This window comes from Flagellimonas marinaquae (assembly GCF_023716465.1).
GTDB lineage: Bacteria > Bacteroidota > Bacteroidia > Flavobacteriales > Flavobacteriaceae > Flagellimonas > Flagellimonas alginolytica.
On record NZ_CP092415.1, the window covers coordinates 2,728,752 to 2,748,853 of the forward strand.

The window sequence follows — 20,102 nt, forward strand, 5'->3', positions numbered from 1 at the left end:
AGCTTTAAAAAGTAGCAAATGAAAATTCAATATCACATAGCCTTATTAGCACTTACCATCTCCTGTGGCGACGTCCCCAAAACGGAAAAAGAACCGGAAATCGACACCCAAGGCGCCGTTGAAATCATTGAAACGACTTTGGATACATCAGCTAAAAGCGTGACTTTGGATTTTGCCGAAGTAATTGCCAATATGCAAACTAAAAAATCGCCACATATTGAAGACACAAATTTTGACAGTTTTATCGATGAAGACGATTATGATAAGATAGATGTCAAAGCTTTGAAATTGGACCAGATCTATCCTGATTTCAATACCGAAGGGTACAACTACAGGGCCATTGCCAGGTACAAAGTTCCAGTATCCAACAACTTTCACACCTTGGTGACAACCGTTTTGAAAGGAGATCATGAAATGGAGACAATTATAATCAATTACGATACTGAGGGGAACATCATAGATCACGAACAAGTAGCTTTCGATGAAATTGCCGAAAGTATGTCCAGAACAGTCTCCCGCATAAGCGAAAACAAATTAGTGGTAAACAAAATCTTTTGGGGCAACATCAGAGAAGTGGAGAAAATTGAATACGAAATTAGGAGTGATGGTACCATTAAAAAAATAGATGCCAAAAAATTGAACGATTCCTTTGAAAATTTCGCACTGATCAACAGTGTTTTAATGGACCTGAAATTGGATTGGGTGCAAACAAAGACCGATTTGATTACTACCCTGGAACACCCTGACAATCCCAACGAAACCATTGTGGTCATCCCGGAAGTTGTGGATGAAGGCGAACAGTATTTTGACCTCAACAGCCACATTGTTATTGCGGACAACCGTTCTGGAAAAATAACGCACAACTACTTTGAAAGCTCCCAAACAAATAATTGGGTTTCCGATGCCATAGAACTAAATAAAATTCAAATAAACGCTACCCCATTCAAGATTGCAGAAAACAAAATGGCCTTCGGGTTAAACGTTTCGCATTTTGGACATTCAAGAGTTAATCCGTATTCCAATAAAACACTGTCCCTTTTTGTGAAATCAGGTGATAGTTTATTAAAAGTGCTCGCCGATTATCCCGTTGAAAGTAATGGTGGCGAATGGGATGGGGACTGTAATGGGGAATTTGTAGAGGAAAGGAAAACATTGGTGGAAAGTACAGAAAAGACCAACGGCTATTTCGATTTGCGGGTTACCAAAGAAATTACCTACTCAGAGAGTACAAAGGATAAAAACGGGGATTGCGTATCTACCGATAGGAGTGAAATAAAAACGGCAATGCTGAAATTTAATGGTACAACCTATACCGAAACAGAAATTGATGCTGTCTTATTTTCCGAATTCCATCCCCAAAAATTAGATGGCCTACAGCTAGGGAATTTTGATATAAATCATGCCTTTGAATTGGACAATTTTAAATATGTGTCTGGAAATTACCAACCTGAAGATGGGCAAATCGCATCACCGGATACCGAAACGGATTGGGGCGATAGGCTTTTGATGTTGGATGAATCAAACAAAATAGTATACCAATCAGAAGGTATAGGTGACGCCTATCTATTTGAACCCCATTTTTATAAAAGTGATGCATCAAACAAAATCATCATTATTTGCCAAATGGCATTCGAATATCCATTTGGGGGCGAGGCTTTTATTCTCGAAAAAGGAACCATAAAACATCTTGGCACTCTCGACATTGAAGGAGATGGTGAAAAATATCTGACCGAAATCATAACAATAATAGAATGGAACGACAGTATTGAATTCACCTTTAAATCGGACAAGCTGGTTTTGGGACCTGGCTCAGAAAACGTGACCATAGCCAATGATAACGTGAGATATGTGTACAGAAACAATGAATTGATTCTAAAGACTAAGGGCAGATGAATTCTATTAAAATATATTTTTTGCTAGTCTACTTTTTAATTCATGGGCTCTGCGCACAAAAGAATCCAACCCATCCGGAATTGGCAAGATCAGGAAAGGAAATGCAGGATTTGGTTCCTTATGGCTGGCGGGTCTTGTCGCAAGCTTCAGGGGACTTAAATGGGGATGGCCGTGAGGATTTGGTATTTGCCCTACAAAATACCCTAAAAGAAAACTATGAATACAATGATGGGCTTGGGGTTGATACGCTGGACCTTAATCCCAGAATGTTGGGCATCTACTTTGGCAAAAGGAATGGAAAACTCAAAAAGGCACTGCAATCCAATACGTTTATCATAAATCGTAGCGTACCAACCATGGACGAGCCTTTGGATGGTCTTCAAATCCTCTCCAATGGTAACCTTCAAATAGATTTTCGTTTTTGGTACAGTGCCGGAAGTTGGCACATGTCCAATGACACGTATAGGTTCAGGTTTCAAAACAAGTCTTTTGAATTGGTTGCTTATGAGAAAAGTGAACGTCATCGGGGCACTGGTGATGAAATTGACCACAGTATCGATTTTGAAAATGGAACCCTAAAAATCATAACCACAACCATTGGTGCCAACGAAGAGCGGGAATATAAGGAGGAGTCCATAAAGTTTGAGCTACGCCGATTAAAATCAATAAAAACATTAGGGAAGCCTTTTGAATGGGAATTTCGACAGCTTCGCATATAACTAGTTCTCGCTTACAGAGCAGCATAAAAATCATGATGTTCATTGTAATTCCTGTGCTTAGAGCACTTATTAATATTGAGGGCAGCCGATATATTTGAAAAGTCAATTCGAGCAGATATTTGTTAGTATAGAAATTTACCTTGTACGAAAGATTTGACTTCATAGTGAATCAATCTCGCTAAGCTCAACAAACGTTATGCGCATCAAAAAGAAGCCTTGCTGATGATTAAAGTTTTGCACTGTGCCTAGGTCAAGCTTTACCAACGAAGAAGCAAGGATTTTAATCAACTTACATATGTTATGGATTTGATATTGATGTGTAACAATCTTGATTTAATAATGGGGAACCTGCTTTTTTGTATAAAATTATCATTCTTAGAAATGAATTGTATTGAACGAGTTTTTTACATGTTTTAATACACAATATATAAAAGCGAGAAAAGTGAAATAAATACCCATAAAGCCATTGCCAGAACTATAGGCTTGGTTCCTGTGGCCTGTAACTCTCTCAAGGAAATTGTTGAACCTACTATAAAAAGTGTGGTAACCAACAAACGTTTCGATAACAGTACTATAAATGCGGTGGTGGATACTGGCAAAATCTGGAGCGAATTGATAATAATGGCCATAACGAACAAAAGGATAAAGTAAGGAACTTTAATTTTCTCCCCTTTTGTTTTAAAAAGAAACATTGAAAAAAATGATAACGGAATAATCCATAGAGTTCTGGATAGCTTTACCGTTGTCGCGGTCCTTAGGGCCTCATCGCCAAAATTCAACGCCGCCCCCACCACAGAACTTGTGTCGTGGATGGCAACGGCACACCAAAGCCCAAATTGTTCTTGTGTAAGATGCAACCATTGGCCTACAGCTGGGAACACAAAAAGTGCAATTGAATTTAATGAAAAAATAACGATCAATGCAACACTGATAGTGTTGCTCTTGGCCCTGATTACAGGGGAAATCGCTGCTATGGCACTTCCGCCACAAATAGCAGTGCCAGATGTAATAAGATGACCCAACTTTAGATCCAGCTTTAAAATTTTTGCAAGGGATAGTCCTAGTAGTAGTGTAAACAAAATAGAAAAGAAGGTGATTCCCAGTCCTGCTTTACTGGTTTGAATAGTTTCTTGTATAAACATACCAAAGCCTAGGCCAACAATGGAGATTTTTAAAAAGTAATCAATTAATCTATGACTGTAACTTTTAAAAGGGTTGCCAAACAAAAAGGAATAACACAGGCCCAGCAGTAGTGCTATTGGACTGCTTAATTGCCCCAATAATCCAAGTGAAACAATACATAGGTAGATTCCTTTTATAAAATATACTTTCATATCGGTACAATTTAGAGATACAAAAGTAGAGTGTGTTTATAACTAATTTGTATATTAAATAATTATTTTATATAACTAATAGTTATAATTCTGTAGAATGGATTTTTGAATATGATCCATGGTGGTTGAAAGGTACCCGGTTCTTTTTGCTAAATAAAACCACCTTTCTATGCTGGCATTTTTAATATCTATGACCTTAAGCCTGTTCTGGGATAGATCTTGAATAATTGAATGTATTGAAACCAGGGCAAAATCTTGGGAGTTGTAGAGGTAATTCTTTATAGCTTCAGTGCTGTTCAAGACAACAACTGTGTTTAGGCTTTCAATCTTTTCATTGGAAAGAAAGTTATCTATTATCTTTTTGGTCCCAGAGCCCTTCTCGCGTTCTATTATCGGGATATTTTTTAATTCTTCAAGACTGATACTACTTTTTTTAAACGAGTTATTTGCTGCATTGGTGACCAGAACAATTTCATCTTTAATTAATTTTTTAAATTCTAGTTTGGGATTTGAAATGATACCTTCTGTGATTCCGAAATCGATTTGCTCATTCATGATCAGCTTTTCTATGTTTTCGGAATTATCGCTGGTAATGTTGAAAGTTGTTTCAGGGAATTGAACTCTGATCTTTGCGATTATTTTTGGAATTATATAATTGGAAAAGGTTGTACTCACCCCGAATGAGATCGATCTTGGAAAAGGCTCGTTTTTAGTAATGAATTGCTCTTCCATTTCTGAATAAATAGATAGTATTTTGTTCACATAAACCAGAAATGACCTTCCTTCCTTTGTTAATTCAATAGAACTTCTTTTACGGACAAAAAAGGTGGTTTTATATTCTTCTTCCAAGGATTTAATGGTTTTGGACACTGCCGGTTGCGAAATATGAAGATGTTCGGCAGCCTTGGTAAAGTTTAACTGATTGGCTACAGTTTTAAATATGTGCAATTTGGTTCTCATTCGGCTTTTTCAAAGGTATCCAGAATCTTGTTATGCCTCCGGCTTGTTAAAAAAAATCCCTGTCGACAGTCGATCATTAATAGATGTACAACCAGAAGAGAATGGGAAATTGGGGGAGAACTAACATTTTTAGGAAAATAAACATTAAAATCGAGACCAAGATAAAAACTTTACGAACCATTGGTGTATTGATCAATGTCCAAGGATTGAGATTTGTGTGGTGAAAAAATCAAAAGAAATGCTATGGTTTTGCCAATTACATTGGTTTAGGAGTTTCCAAACAACCATTCTAGTGGTGGTTAAAGTTTGCCTAGCAGACTAAAGTTATGATGTTGTGTGGCGGTGTAGAAATCATTGAAAATATGGTTCAACGGGTGTCCAATGCTGCATGCACGTATGCCCAATGTGGTGTAGGCCTTTATAAATTTATCACTAAGACGCTGGACCAGTTCGGTGGCTTCTTGGTGGAGACCCAAGGCAAAAGGTTCTGTTATTTTGTCGGAGTTGGTTACCATCTTATGGACTTTCACAGCATACCTGTGGCATATCCTGTTACTTTTTAGGATTATCTGTTGGAACTCATCCAACAAATGATTGGGGACATTACTTTTAAGGGATTCGCTCAAAAAATGTTCTGCCATACCTATATAGTTGACCCATAGGGTCAAATCTGCAAAGACCGTAAAGGGCGTCCTAAAAATGGAGTGAGGCAAGCGTAGTCGATCATATGTAAAGCTATATTTTTCATCAATCAATATGGAGTCAACGCTAAAGGAATGGGTAGCCGTGGCCCGAAGCCCGATGGTATTCCAATCTTTGATAATTGCAACATCCTGCCTGTTCAACAAAAAGGATCGAATTATTGGTGCCCCATCCTTACAAAGAACATCCTTGCCCTCTTTCTGAACTTTTGCGTTCAAAGTAAAATGAGTCAAATATGGTGCCCCCGTCGCATATTTCCATGTTCCGTTAAGTACGTAGTTATTGCCATTTATTTGAGCAGTTCCTGTAGCTCCGCCACTCCCACCAAAACAGATAGGCGTGGTCGATTTGTTGAAGATCGTTTCGGCCACATCGTGGTTCAGGTTTCCGATAAAAAAATTGGCTCCGCTGCAAAGGGTTACCGTCCAACCCAAACTACCATTGGCCCTAGCCAATGATTGGAGCATTTTTAACCCATTGGGCAAGGACATTTCCAGCCCGCCAAATGATTTGGGCACCCAAATGTTCCATAGGTTGTTCTTGCCTATCCACTCCAGAACGTGTGGGGAGAGTTCATCTCCGAAACAATGCATTTCTTCAAGCTCTTGCAAATCTGTTACTTTCATCTTTCTCTAAAATTCGTTTCCATTTAAGGTACCCCGATATGGCCACTGCGAACAAAAATGCAGTAAGTCCGGCATAGATATACAATTCCTTATAGATCAATAGGGGTATGGATATAATATTGCTAATGTTGAGATATATCCAATTTTCTATTTTTCGTTTGGCCATCAACCACATCCCCGACCAGGCAAAAGCGACAACAATGGCATCCCAAAAAGGTACATCCGAATCGGTATGCTGGCTCAACCAGTAGGCCATTATCGCAAAACACCCCATGGCAATGCCTATTGCAATGCTATGTTCTTTGCGATTGGAACTGGAAATAGGGGTTTCCATTGCCTTTTTGCCCAGTTTCCAATAAAACCACCCATAAATGCTCATGATCAAATAATAGAGGTTCAAAAGTATGTCTGCATATAATCTGGATTGGTACAGGACCCAGATACTGATAAGAATGGCAACAATGCCAAAAAGATAATTGTGAACATTGTTTTGCCGGGCCAAAAGCACTTGTACCACGCCAAAACCGGTGCCCAGCCATTGCAATAACACTATTTCGGAGAAAAGTTCCATTTTTTTGGGTTTACTTTTAAAATGAGGTGCCCAAAAAACGGAATACAAGTCAAAACTGACCTTGCCGTACTCCCTACGCCAGCATTACCTGGATCAGGTGCGAAGCATTTGCTTCCGGGTATAATCTCAGCCCAAAGTAGGCACCCCATGATACTGCGAAGATATCATTATTTATGGTCCAATTAAAAATCAATTTCGGGCAAATGCAGGAAAAGCTATCGTTGTTGTTGGATTTGGACGTTCACCATCAGCCTATTTCACAGAGACTAGGAAAATTATACTTTAACTTAGGTGTACCATTCGTAATTATGGTTAGGCCATTAAACTATATATGGCAAGCTTGATAAGCAAATCCAATCTGTATAGTTGTTTTTATTTTTTGAGCAGGCTTACGTTAAATTAAAGTATGTAGTATAGTTTAATGTAATCCTTCATGAAATTTGATGAAAAAATAAATATATTTAATGTTTTTTTGGAAAAAGCTGAATGTTTTCTTGTTTTTTGTCCTTGAAAAGAAAACTGGATTCACGAAAGAATTTTAAATGCGCCAGATTTGGATTCAAAAGCTTCACATGATAACGACAGATTATTGGTTGAACTACTAATAAGGGGAAACGAGAAAGCCTTCCATGCTCTGTATCAAAAATACCATAGGGGACTGCACGCGTTTGCATTAGGATTGGTCAAATCCAAAGAAATGGCCGATGAAATTTTACAAGAAGTTTTTATGTCTGTTTGGGTCAATTGCGAAATCTTGAATCCAGATCGTTCTTTTAAGTCTTACATATTTACAATTGCAAAGAACAAATCGTTGAATTTTTTACAGAAAGCAGCCACTTCGAATAAATTACGGGACGAGATTTTTTACAAGAGCCAGCTTGCACGGAACGATGTCGAGGATTATTTGATCAATGCTGAATATGCGGAATTGCGAGAAAAGGCCATTGGCAATTTGCCCGCTAAGCGACAACTTATTTTCAAGATGTCCAGGGAAAAAGGTATGAGTTACGATGATATAAGCAGGGAACTTGGGATTTCTATTAGTACCGTTAAAAACCAAATGAGCAAGGCATTGTCGGATATTAAAGAGTACCTTAACACACATCCGGATATCTCCCTATGTGTTCTCATCGCAATAAATTTATCTTTAGATTGAATGTCTTTTGGTGATTTTAGACGGTTTGTTCATATAGCTTCAGCATCCTATTCAATTAAATTTCAACTTTTTTTAATTTATTAATACTCAGAAAATCAAACTATTAATTTTGATTTTAAATTAATATTAAAAAAACTTTAAGTTAAGAGTAGTACAAAAGTGAAGCTCAACTGTATTATTAAGAACAACGTCGATAAAACCAATATTTGATGAATTCCCAAAAACGATTTGAACAACTGATCAATAAGTTTGTGCAAAATCGATGCAGTAAAACGGAGTCTGAAGAGCTGATTCGTTTTTTACAACAAAAGGATGCCGATTTGCAATTGCCATCCGAAGATACTGTGCTGTCGTTGTTGGATTCATCGAACACCATAGATGAGGCCAAGTCCAACGAAATTTATCAAAGGATTTTAGAAGTTAAAACTGGACAAAGCAAAAGGCGATCCATTCCCAAGTATTGGACAAGTGTTGCGGCTTCGATCGTTGTTCTTATTTCGTTGGGAATTTACTTTATGGCCACAACATCCGAACCTCAAATACATACTTTGGAAAAGTTGGTCAATCAAGAACACATTATATTGGAGATGGAGGACGGGACCATAAATGTTCTAGATTCCCTAGACCATGGACAGGTTGTAGGTGTTCGAGGTCAATCCTTGGGCAATGTACAGAACAATAGGTTGACTTATGATAATGATTTAAGATCAGAGATACCGGTCTACAATACGTTAAAGGTTCCATACGGCCGAAAATTTGAACTGTCCTTAACGGACGGAACCGTGGTTCATGTAAATGCGGGGAGTTCGCTTAAATACCCAGTAAAATTTATAGATGGTTTGGATAGGGATGTTTATTTGGAGGGTGAAGCCTATTTCGAGGTGGCCCATCGTTCCGATCAACCTTTTAAAGTACATATGGGAGGTGTAGGGGTCGAAGTGCTTGGAACACAATTTAATGCAACCGCGTTTCCTGAAAATACCCAGACCGATGTGGTCTTGGTCGAAGGGTCGGTTAAACTTTCTGCACAGGATTCTTTTTCCAATGGTAAGGGAGCAGAGCTTTTGCTCCAACCGGGACAAATGGGTACATATACCAAAAATACCGAGCAGATAACCAGTCAAACCGTTATTACCGACGTTTACACGCGTTGGGTGGATGGCGAATTGATTTTTAGGAACCTGACTTTCGGTGAGATGTTAAAGAAATTGGAGAGGCACTTCAATATCCCTATTATTTCCAATGAAGACTTTGTAAATAGGGAGGAAACTTTTAGTGCCAATTTTGGAAAAGAGTCCATAGACAATGTTTTTGCCTACTTAAAAGAAATATACGATTTAGAATATACCATTCAAGACAACAAAGTAATAATCAACTAAAACCAAGATTGCCTATGATGATCGAATAGAATCTAACAAAAAATCGGAAGATGGTGACACATCTCCCGATTGTATCTGTAATTAAGTGATTTAACCAACCACTACTAACTTCAAAATTATGAAAAAACTCCTTAGGAACAAAGGGCTTAGCTTGACCTATGTTCTAAATCAAAGTATTAAAAACAAGCTATCACTACTCATATTGTTCATCACATTCAGCTCTTTTCAGGCCAAAGTAAGCCCTCAACAGCTGATTACCTTAGATTTGGAGAATGTTTCTGTAAGCTTTCTGATCGATAAAATTGAAAGCTCCACACGATATAGGTTTGCCTACAAGACCACAGATGTTGACTTAAATCGAACATTGTCCATTAAGGCTACCAACCAAGAAATGTCAAAGGTACTACAGCAGGTTTTTGACGGTACTACTACAGGGTTTAAAGTAATCGGGGATCAAGTTCTGTTAAGTAGCAAAGGTGCTTTGAAAACTAAATTTGACCTAAATGAAGACCAGTCCGTAGTGACCGGTATGGTGATTGATGAATTTGGAAACCCTTTTATAGGTGTATATGTTGTGATCAAGGGTACCAACAGTGGGGTGATGACGGATTTTGATGGTCGTTACACTATTTCTGTAAACCCGTCGGACACACTACTTTTCAGCCATGTCGGATATAAAACCGTGGCAATAGAAGTGGGTATACAATCTACTATCGATGTCCAAATGGAAGAGAGTCTTGCCGAACTGTCGGAGGTGGTCGTAACCGGATTTTTCGAAAGAAAGGAAGAAAGTTATACAGGTGCCACTGTAACCGTTACCAGTGAAGATCTTAGGAAAGTGGGAAGCCAAAATGTTTTTCAGGCCATACAGAATATTGATCCATCTATTAGTTTGATGGATAATTTTGATTTGGGATCCAACCCAAACAACTTACCGGATTTACAGATCAGGGGAACCTCTACATTTCCGGGAAGTACCGCAGATGATAATTTAAAGGGAAATTATTTGAGAAATCCGAACCAACCCCTTTTTATCCTGAATGGATTTGAAGCTTCTGCAGAAAGGGTGTTCGATTTGGATTTTAATAGAGTGGAGCGTATCACCATACTTAAAGATGCCGCTTCTAAGGCGCTTTATGGGTCTAGGGCCGCCAACGGTGTTGTGGTAATCGAGACCAAACAATTATCTGGTGAAGATGCATTGGTAACATATACCGCCAATTTGGATGTGGAACTTCCGGATTTGACCAGTTATAATTTAACCAACTCCTTTCAAAAACTGGAGGCCGAACTTATAGACGGTCTTTACACACCTTCCTTGGCGAACCCAGATCGTTTGGTAGAGCTACAGCAATTGTACCAATCTAGGTTAAAATTGGCCAACGAAGGACTTAATACAGACTGGATGGCAAAACCATTACAGAATGGTATTGGGCACAGACATTCTTTGGGCGTTGAGTTGGGCAACAAGGATTTACGCCTGCAGGCCAACTTGAACTATAGAAAAAGTGTCGGTGTAATGAAAGGTTCGTCCAGAGAGAATATTGGCGGAAATCTTACCGCATTTTATAGGGTGAAGAACCTCAATTTTAAAAACAGTACAACTATAAACAATAACGTGGGCGAGGAATCACCTTATGGTACTTTTAACGAGTATGCGATTATGAACCCTTATTGGAGGGCCAAAAATCCAGATGGTAGTATTCCCTACTACGCAGAGATTGGGCCAAACGGAGAAAGGTATACCAATCCACTCTACAATTCTTTGCTCGATTCTAAAAACACGTCTACCTATTTAAACTTTGTCAATAATTTTTATTTGGAGTGGAATATCTTACCTGCTTTAAAAACTATAGCGCGTGTAGGTATAGATCTAAAAAAGAGCAAGGCAGATGAGTTTTATCCATCGGAGCACACAAGGTTTGAAAACTACGCTTTGATAGACAAGAACAGAAAAGGATCCTATCAGGTAAATAATGGACAAAGCAGTTATCTGTACGGAGATCTTAACTTGCAGTACTCTAAAAGTTTTAGAAAACATTTGTTGTTCGGAAATGCTGGTTTTAATGTAAGCGAAAGGGAATTTGAAGAGGTAATTCATCTGGCCGAAGGTTTCCCAAGTAGTAGAATGGACGACATTGTTTTTGCCCGATCATACGCTCTTGATTCAAGGCCTACCGGAATAAGTGGTGTATCCAGGGATGTTGGTTTCTTGTTTGTAGGATCATATATTTATGACAATAGGTTCCTATCCGATTTTACATTCAGGACCAGCGCGTCTTCCCAATTCGGCGACGATAAAAGATGGTCCAATTTCTGGAGTGTTGGATTGGGGTGGAACCTGCACAACGAAAAGTTTTTTGCCAAAGCACCATTCGAACAATTTAGGATCAGGGCTTCCGTGGGATCAACAGGGAATCAGAACTTTAATAGTAATGAATCTGTAGTGACATACGGATACTATCTTGATTCAAGATACCAAGACAATGTTGGATCCTATGCACTCAACATGGGCAACCCGGGACTTCAGTGGGAAACCAAGTTCGATTTTAATAACGGTTTCGACATAAAGATTGGCGGACTGACCCTCCGATACGACTACTACGAGAGCTATACCGAAAACCTGATCACGGACATAACATTACCGTATTATAGCGGTTTCAGTAGCGTTAAAGATAACTTGGGCAAGGTTAAGAACAGCGGTATCGAAGCGAACATCTCTTACCTATTGTGGTCCAGGGGCAGAAACTATTTTTCCATTAACGGAGGAATCACAACCAATGAGAACAAGATCATAGAACTTTCCGATGCCCTACAAAGCTTTAACGATGCTCAGGATAAGATAGCTGCGGACAGAGGTAACAATAGACCTGTGAACAGGTATGAAAGCGGAATGTCCATGAATGCTATTTGGGCGGTACCCTCATTGGGAATCGATCCTTCCACTGGGCAGGAAATCTATGTAAAACAAGACGGGAGCACTACTTACGAATGGGACGCCGACGATTTGGTGGTTGTTGGGAACAGCAATCCAAAATACAGAGGGATTTTTGGTTTCTCTGGAGAATACGAAGGTTTCGGAATAAGTGTTACGGCCAGGTATTTAGGTGGCGGTCAACTTTATAACCAAACATTGGTGGACAAAGTGGAAAATGTGGACATGAACTATAATGTGGATGAACGAGTGCTTACCGGAAGATGGCGCTACCCGGGTCAGCACGCACTTTACAAAAGGTTGGGAACTTATAGTGTAGATCCAGACGGGGACAATGTATTTGTTAGTCTTCAGGAAAAAACAAGGCCGACCTCACGTTTTGTGCAAGATAGGAACGAATTGGATATCGCAGCCATTAATGTGTATTACGAGTTTAAGCCACGTTTAACCAAAGCCATGGGGTTGGATAGGTTACGTTTAAGTTTTAACATGAACGATGTAGCCAAGTTCTCATCAATAGAAATAGAGAGGGGAACACAATACCCGTTCTCCCGATCTATGACATTCTCTTTAATGGCCAACCTATAATATTATAATTATGAAAGCATTTATTCAAAAAATACTAATGACCTTGCTGGTAGGTATGCTTGTTATTGCCTGTAGCGATGACTGGTTGGACGAAACCTCCAATGCAAAGATTACGGCAGATCAGCAATTTAGTGACGAGGACGGTTTTAAAGATGCATTAATGGGCGTCTATTTAGGAATGACATCTCCCAAGCTTTACGCTAAGGATATGACCTGGAACCTGGTGGATTTATTGGCACAACAATACGCCACATTGCCATCTTTGGCTTTATATGATGAGGTTCAACAGTTTAACTATAGAGGGCCACAGGCAACCGATCAAGTCGATGCACTTTGGATCAGATCCTATAATATTTTGGCCAATATTAACTTGGCTTTGGAGTATATCGACGATAACCAAGAGGTACTGAACCCTATTAACTATGCAATAATCAAAGGAGAATTGCTTGGACTTAGAGTGTTTGTCCACCTAGATCTTATGCGTTTGTATGGATATGGAAACTTGGAAGAACGTCAAAACCTAATGGGAGAATATACCATACCCTATGTGGTAAATTTTGATAAGGATTTGGTAGCACCGATGACCTATGCCCAAACTTTCGACCGTATGCAGGAAGATATAGATATGGCCTTGGAACTACTAAAGGAAGATCCTATTTATCAAGACGAAAATCGTCCGGCGGATTATTATTTGGAAGTTAATAGAACCGGGTTTTACGAAAATCGCGAGCAGCGCATGAATTATTATGCGGTAAAAGCATTGGAAGCAAGAAAACTACTCTGGGAGGGCAATACCAGTGATGCTGCAGTGGCGGCGGAAGCAGTGATCGCCAATTCGGGGGCAACGCTTATACAATCGGACTCTTATCCTATTGCGGGCGATCCAATTCTTTATCAGGAAGTACTGTTCTGTTTGGACATCAATGGCTTTGCCGATATTGTAAACCCTATTTTAACTGCAAGTGATGATGGAACCAATTACGACGCAATTTACCTTACCACGCAAATGGCTGATAGCATTTTTGAGACCGATCAGGTAAATATAGGTCTTGCCGATGTTCGATTCAATACATTGCTTAAATCCGAAACAAGGGGTCTGGTCAGCACAAAGTTGATTCAGTCTGGCACTAATAACCCAAACCAGATGCCTTTGATCAAGTTGCCCGAGATGTACTATATCGCGGCAGAACATTACTGGGCTTCAGAGAATTTGGAACAAGCAATAACCTATTTGAATACCGTTAGGAGCAGTAGAGGGATTTTAGATTCCATACCATTGGATTCCGACTCCGAAACCGTGTGGGAAGAACTAAGAAAAGAGTATCGTAAAGAATTTATAAGCGAGGGACAACTCTTTTATTTCTACAAACGTACAGGAGAGACCGAGATTCCTTTTCTGTCCGAGACGGTAGAGCTAAATGATGAAATTTATGTGCTTCCCTATCCGGATAGCGAAGCGCAGTTCGTTGGACAAAACTAAACTTTGAAATCATTTTAAAAATGAAAAAATACATATTAAATATAATGATCCTGCTGGGAGCAGTGCTCATTATCAGTTCTTGTGACAAAGACGAAATAGGAGAGTTTGAGAATGATCTGAGTGGAATCAACTTCCTTCAAGAAGTTTCTAGCTATTCCTTTTTGGAAAATCCTTCCAACGAGTTTATTACCGAAATTCCAACCCGTATCATAGGTGATACATTGAGCAACGAACGCTTTTTTAGGGTAAAGGTTGTTCAGGATTCGCTGACTACGGCCAGCTCTAACCTATTCGAGATTCAGCAAGGTGTTGTGGATCCCGGTGAATTTGAGGGCCGTTTGTATTTAAAAGTATTCAATGCCAAACAACTGGATACAACGGAAGTCTCGGTCCATTTACAGATAACGGATTCCGAAGACTTTACAAAAGGAAATGTAGAAAGCATAGATCATGTCTTTACATGGACCAATAAAGTAATAGTTCCGGATTGGAGATATTACCGATTCTTCTTTTGTAGATACCCGAGTACAGCGGCCTATCGAGCCTTTGTGGCATCCACGGGCATGACCAGCTTTACAATTGATGATTATAGGGCTCTTGGACCAACAGGGGCCAAGGTAAAAGGCGTTCAATTTGGAGATTATATACGAAAGTACAATGAGGAAAATCCAGACGCTCCATTGTTGCACGATGATGGACCTAATGTTGGACAACCCATAGTTCCGATAAATTGATCGCTCACGGAACTTTTTCATTGAAAAGTGCAGAGAATAACCTTAAAAATTTAAAAATGAAAAAACTATTATATATAACCCTAATTGCTTTTGGAATAGGGCTATTTGCATCCTCCTGCTACGATGACGACAGTACATTGGATGTAAATGCAATTCCGGATATTACTCTGGATACCACCGGAGTGGCAACACTTACCGTATATCAATTTGAGAACTTGAAAGTTATTCCCGAATTGGATCATCAAGGGCTTTCGGAGAGTGAACTCGAATACGAATGGAAAATCAATTTGGAGCCGAACGACACTATATACGAAGTGGTCGGTAACGAAAGAGATCTTGATTTTTTAGTTGAATTTAAACCCAACCTTTCAGGAAACTTCCATCAACTCGTGTACACTGTTACGAATACCCGTACAAATTTGGACCACATTTTTGCATGGCCGGTAAAAGTGTTGAACAATATTGGTGAAGGTTTGGTGGTGGCCCATACAGAAGATGGAGCAACTACGGACATTAGTCATATCATGTCGCCATCCGTTACGCCAGATTACGAAGATGTAAGTGTTAAGCACAATGTTTATTCTGCGATCAACGGGAGTACAATTCCGGGTATCACAAAACAAATGCGCTATACCAAATTAGGGCGGGACGATGTTATGTTCGGTATTACCGAAACAAGTATTTATACCATTAATACTTTGGATTACACTATTGGAGGTAGCAATGGTGACCTGTTTTATGCAGAAAGAAGCAATTACGAGCCACAGGCCCTGGGGGGAGTCAACCAAGGTGATCTCTACTTGGCCAATGGAACAATAACATCTACTTATTTGGGGGCTTCAACAAAAATAGGACTACCTTTTGACTCTGATTTTACCGCTCCCGATATTATTGCGGCCAATGGAGTGAGCAACCCAATAGTGGTAATTAGTTTTTACGATGAGGTAAACGGTCAGTTTGTATATCAGCCATCCGTTACGCCTTTTGGCGACAACACTATGTATGCTACCCCAAATAGTCCATCCGGGGCATTTGACCCCACTACTCAACCTGGTTATGTAAATTTAGCAGCGGGAGTGAGTACCACTGGAGAGTTTATGCATCTATTAAAGAACAATGGAACAGGGGAAGTTGCACTGTTCACGTTTGATGAAGGTGTGAGCGGGTTTCCAACACCAGAAGCCCCCAAGCCAATTGCTAAATTCGATTTGACCGGTGCACCCGGAATAGACGAGGCGGAAAACTTTGCTTTCTTGGATGATCAAAAAGTAATGTATTATGCTACGTCAACAAAGGTATATGCTGTACTTTATGGAACAGCTACCCCTACCATCGAGGAGAGATACACGGTTCCATCCGGAGAAACTATAACCACTCTTCAAGTGTATAGGCAAGCAGACTACCCGGTAAGGTTTTCAGGAGAATATATGCCACTGAACAACAAGGCATTGATCATGTCCACATTTGACGATACAACTGGGCGTGTGTACCTGCTTCCTTATATAAACACGGGAATAGGAAATATAGATACGCCAAATATTGAAATATTCAGCGGTTTTGGTAAAATTACGGCGATAGCCACCCAATTATAAGAAAGCTGGAATATCCCCTGCCCATTTTTTGAATTAGTTATCCCTCAGGGCAGGGGATTGCTTTTAAATTACCCTTTAAAGTTCTCAACAAAGTTTTACTGTTAATGAAGAAAATAATCAAAATAGCTAAGCTAGAGCTTGGCCTACTCTTTTATTCCCCTATTGCGTGGCTTACCCTGATCATTTTTATGGTACAATGTGGCCTTACATTTACCAATTTGATAGATGCCAAGGAAACCTCTCAGCAATTGGGAACAAATCTTAAAGACCTAACTGTGGGCGTATTTGGCGGACATAATGGTTTTTTCTCGGCAATACAGAACAAATTGTACTTATACATACCATTGTTAACAATGGGGCTGTTGAGCCGTGAGTTGAGCTCGGGCTCCATTAAACTATTGTTTTCTTCCCCGGTTACAAGTAAGCAAATCGTTTTGGGCAAATTTCTTTCCATGATGTGCTATGGTCTTTTACTGGTGGCCGTATTGTTGCTTATGGTTCTGGTAGCTTCCTTTAGTATAGAAGAAATGGATTTTAAATTTCTTTCCGGAGGTATTCTAGGACTTTACATTCTTATATGTGCCTATGCATCCATAGGGCTTTTTATGAGCAGTGTTACCCCTTATCAAGTTGTAGCTGCAATCGGAACACTCGCAATTTTGGCTGTATTGAATTTTGTTGGTACAATAGGCCAGAGCATAGATGTGGTCAGGGACATTACCTATTGGTTGTCCATATCGGGACGTGCGGATAACTTTATAAATGGTCTTATAAGCAGTAAGGATTTTATATACTTTCTTTTAGTGATTTTCTTGTTTTTGACCCTTACCGTTATGCGATTGAACAAAGGACGAAAAACCACCAGTTCTACAACGGTGACACTAAAGTATATTGGATTGGTCATAGGGGTGGTTACCCTAGGGTATGTTAGTTCGCTTCCTTCCGTAGATGCCTATTACGATACCACTCGCTTCAAAAAAATGACTCTAACGGATAAGAGCAAAGAGATAATTGGCCAATTGGATGGAGACCTCAAAATAACCACTTACGTCAACATAATTAACAGTTTTGCCCATTTGGGCTCACCAAAATTCAGGATTTTCGATAAAAGTAAGTTTGATCAATATACACGCTTCCTTCCAAATTTAAGTATGGATTATGTAATGTATTATGATTCTACCTTTACAAAACGGGACTTTCAGTATAAATCACTCGAAGAAATGGCAAGTAGGTCGGCCACTGCTTACGGTATTGATTTCGAAAAGGTTCTAAGACCGGAAGAAATTAGAGAGAAAATAGACCTGTCATCAGAGCGGAACACCTTTGTGCGAAAGGTAAATTATAAAGATCGTTCAACCAGTCTTAGAATGTTCTTTGATATGATAACCTACCCAGGTGAAGCAGAGATATCGGCGGCCATTAAAAGACTTTTGGTCTCACCTCCGGTCATTGGTGTTCTAACCGGAAACGGGGAACGCAGTATGATCAAGTCCGGGGACAACGACTATGAGGATTTGACCAATAATAAAACCTTCAGAAATTCATTGATCAATCAGGGATTTGATGTTGTCGAAATTGAGAATGCCCCGGATATCACAATACCGGATACTCTTGCAGCTTTGGTCATTGCCGACCCTATAGAGCCTTACTCGATTGAACAACAAACAAAACTTCAAGATTATATCAAAAATGGAGGCAACTTATTGATTGCCGGAGAACCAAAAAAAGCCCACCTACTACAGCCCATTTTGGATGTGTTGGGCGTTGAGTTCGAAACAGCGCGATTGGCACAGCAATCTGAAGACCTGGAAATGCACGTGCTTAAATCAACGTTGAGTACAGAAGCGGAACAAATAGGAATTCGATTAACAAGGGACACAATAATAGCCCATTCGGGAGCAATGGGAATACACACTAAGGAGAAGTCGGATTTTAACACCTTTCCATTGACCATTGCCAAGGCCCAAAAAATAATATCAGGGGATAACCAAACCTTAAAATTGAGCAATGCAATAACATTTAAGTTAGATCTAGATGTGGCAAACGACGTTGAAAATTTAGGTGATACTTCTCGTACAAAAGCCAAAATCATAAAATCAATCGGCATTAGTTTACCAGACCATACTTTCGACCTGTCCGATGGGCAAGAGGAGGAAGTTACGGTATCAATGGCACTTAGTCGTGAGATTAAAGGAAAAGAGCAAAAAATCATCGTATCTGGCGATGCTGATTTTTTGAGCAATGCAGAATTTAGCCGATTTAATTTACGGACTGGCAACTTTAGTTTGGGCACACAAATTTTTAAATGGTTTGCCAATGGTGAATTTCCTGTGGATATAACACGCCCGGAAGCCATCGACAACACAATTACAGTAGACCAAAAAGACCTTTCTTGGATCAAGATAATCCTTATGGGGGTTTTACCATTATTGGTTGCCGTATCCGGAGCCACTATTTTGATGAAAAGGAAAAGAAAATAACAACGATAATAAAAGATTAAATGAAAATAAGTATAGCCAAGGTTAAAAATTTATCGCACCGTTACAGCAGGGATTGGGCGATAAGAGATATTAATTTTGAGGTTTTCAACAAAGGTATCATGGGATTGTTGGGGTCCAATGGAGCAGGTAAATCGACCACAATGAACATATTGTGCGGCGTAATCAATCAAACAGAGGGCGAAGTTTATATAGATGGTATCAATATGAGGGAGCAGCCGGTAGAAGCCAAAAAATTGATAGGGTTTTTACCTCAAAAAGCGCCACTTCATACGGAATTGACCGTTGATGAGTATTTGATCCATTGTGCACATTTACGATCTATACCTTCAAAGCAGATTCCAGAAGCATTGGAGATCGCTAAAGCAAAGTGCGGCATATCACATTTTAGCAAGCGGGTGTTAAAAAACCTTTCTGGGGGATACCAGCAAAGAGTAGGATTGGCGCAGGCAATTATACACAACCCTAAATTGGTGGTCTTGGACGAACCCACCAATGGATTAGACCCAAATCAGATTTTGGAAGTGCGAAAGCTGATCAAAGAAATTGCCGAAGACCGTGCAGTAATACTATCAACGCATATCCTGTCCGAGGTTCAGGCCACATGCGACAATATCGTGATGGTAGAGAACGGTCGTATAGTATTTGCGGATACGCTTTATGCCTTTAATAATTATATAGAGCCCAATACCTTGATCATGGAACTGAAAGAACTTCCTGCAGAACAAGACCTATTAAAGGTCGAAGGTGTGGCCGGTGTTTCTTTTATCGATGGTTCCAGGGTAAGGATTACTTTCCAAGGTAAAGGCAATATTACAGAAAGATTGATCAAACATAGTGTGGAAATGGGCTGGTCCTTAACCGAAATCTATTTCGAGAAAACATCCTTGGATGGTGTGTTTGCACAGCTTTCCGGTAAGGCTCCAAAAAATTAA

General features: G+C 39.6%; 14 protein-coding genes and 1 riboswitch. Of the genes, 10 read left to right on the forward strand and 4 right to left on the reverse strand.

The annotated features are described in order from the left end of the window. Positions 1-18 precede the first annotated feature (18 nt). The gene (locus MJO53_RS12240) at positions 19-1,893 is read left to right on the forward strand and encodes a hypothetical protein (protein WP_252079274.1); all 1,875 of its coding nucleotides are present in this window, start codon (positions 19-21) and stop codon (positions 1,891-1,893) included. 20 nt (positions 1,894-1,913) lie between these two features. Next, on the forward strand, positions 1,914-2,612 hold the full coding sequence (locus tag MJO53_RS12245) for a hypothetical protein (protein ID WP_252079275.1): 699 nt from the start codon (positions 1,914-1,916) through the stop codon (positions 2,610-2,612). A 413-nt stretch (positions 2,613-3,025) separates the two neighbouring features. Here MJO53_RS12245 and MJO53_RS12250 read toward each other — a convergent pair whose 3' ends face one another. The 4 genes from MJO53_RS12250 to pnuC all read right to left on the reverse strand — a co-directional run bounded on the left by MJO53_RS12250 (position 3,026) and on the right by pnuC (position 6,805). Beyond that, the gene (locus MJO53_RS12250) at positions 3,026-3,946 is read right to left on the reverse strand and encodes a YeiH family protein (protein WP_252079276.1); all 921 of its coding nucleotides are present in this window, start codon (positions 3,944-3,946) and stop codon (positions 3,026-3,028) included. Between the two features lie 75 nt (positions 3,947-4,021). Next, positions 4,022-4,906 carry a LysR family transcriptional regulator gene (locus MJO53_RS12255; protein ID WP_252079277.1) on the reverse strand — a complete coding sequence of 295 codons (885 nt, stop codon included), beginning with the start codon at positions 4,904-4,906 and terminating at the stop codon, positions 4,022-4,024. A gap of 299 nt (positions 4,907-5,205) precedes the next feature. Beyond that, complete coding sequence (locus MJO53_RS12260) at positions 5,206-6,234, reverse strand: acyl-CoA dehydrogenase (protein ID WP_252079278.1); 1,029 nt, start codon at positions 6,232-6,234, stop codon at positions 5,206-5,208. After that, on the reverse strand, positions 6,206-6,805 hold the full coding sequence (gene pnuC / locus MJO53_RS12265; RefSeq protein ID WP_252079279.1) for a nicotinamide riboside transporter PnuC: 600 nt from the start codon (positions 6,803-6,805) through the stop codon (positions 6,206-6,208). The genes MJO53_RS12260 and pnuC overlap by 29 nt, the downstream gene beginning before the upstream one ends. 52 nt (positions 6,806-6,857) lie before the next feature. After that, positions 6,858-6,961, reverse strand: a riboswitch (TPP riboswitch). 397 nt (positions 6,962-7,358) lie between these two features. Here pnuC and MJO53_RS12270 point away from each other — a divergent pair. From MJO53_RS12270 to MJO53_RS12305, 8 genes are all read left to right on the forward strand, one after another. Next, entirely contained in the window at positions 7,359-7,961 is a 603-nt protein-coding gene (locus MJO53_RS12270) for an RNA polymerase sigma-70 factor (protein ID WP_224834960.1), read from the forward strand. A gap of 209 nt (positions 7,962-8,170) precedes the next feature. Then, positions 8,171-9,340, forward strand: a complete 1,170-nt coding sequence (locus MJO53_RS12275) for a FecR family protein (RefSeq protein WP_224834959.1) — start codon at positions 8,171-8,173, stop codon at positions 9,338-9,340. 118 nt (positions 9,341-9,458) lie between these two features. Further along, on the forward strand, positions 9,459-12,863 hold the full coding sequence (locus MJO53_RS12280; RefSeq protein ID WP_252079280.1) for a SusC/RagA family TonB-linked outer membrane protein: 3,405 nt from the start codon (positions 9,459-9,461) through the stop codon (positions 12,861-12,863). A 10-nt stretch (positions 12,864-12,873) separates the two neighbouring features. After that, positions 12,874-14,343 (forward strand): RagB/SusD family nutrient uptake outer membrane protein, encoded by a 1,470-nt coding sequence (locus MJO53_RS12285; protein WP_224834957.1) that lies wholly within the window; start codon positions 12,874-12,876, stop codon positions 14,341-14,343. Positions 14,344-14,363: 20 nt separating this feature from the next. After that, positions 14,364-15,077, forward strand: a complete 714-nt coding sequence (locus MJO53_RS12290) for a DUF4843 domain-containing protein (RefSeq protein WP_224834956.1) — start codon at positions 14,364-14,366, stop codon at positions 15,075-15,077. A 56-nt stretch (positions 15,078-15,133) separates the two neighbouring features. Continuing rightward, a complete protein-coding gene (locus tag MJO53_RS12295; protein WP_252079281.1) occupies positions 15,134-16,669 on the forward strand; it encodes a PKD-like family lipoprotein in 1,536 nt (511 codons plus the stop codon). Positions 16,670-16,773: 104 nt separating this feature from the next. After that, positions 16,774-19,149 carry a Gldg family protein gene (locus MJO53_RS12300; RefSeq protein ID WP_252079282.1) on the forward strand — a complete coding sequence of 792 codons (2,376 nt, stop codon included), beginning with the start codon at positions 16,774-16,776 and terminating at the stop codon, positions 19,147-19,149. A 20-nt stretch (positions 19,150-19,169) separates the two neighbouring features. Beyond that, on the forward strand, positions 19,170-20,102 hold the full coding sequence (locus MJO53_RS12305; protein WP_224834953.1) for an ABC transporter ATP-binding protein: 933 nt from the start codon (positions 19,170-19,172) through the stop codon (positions 20,100-20,102).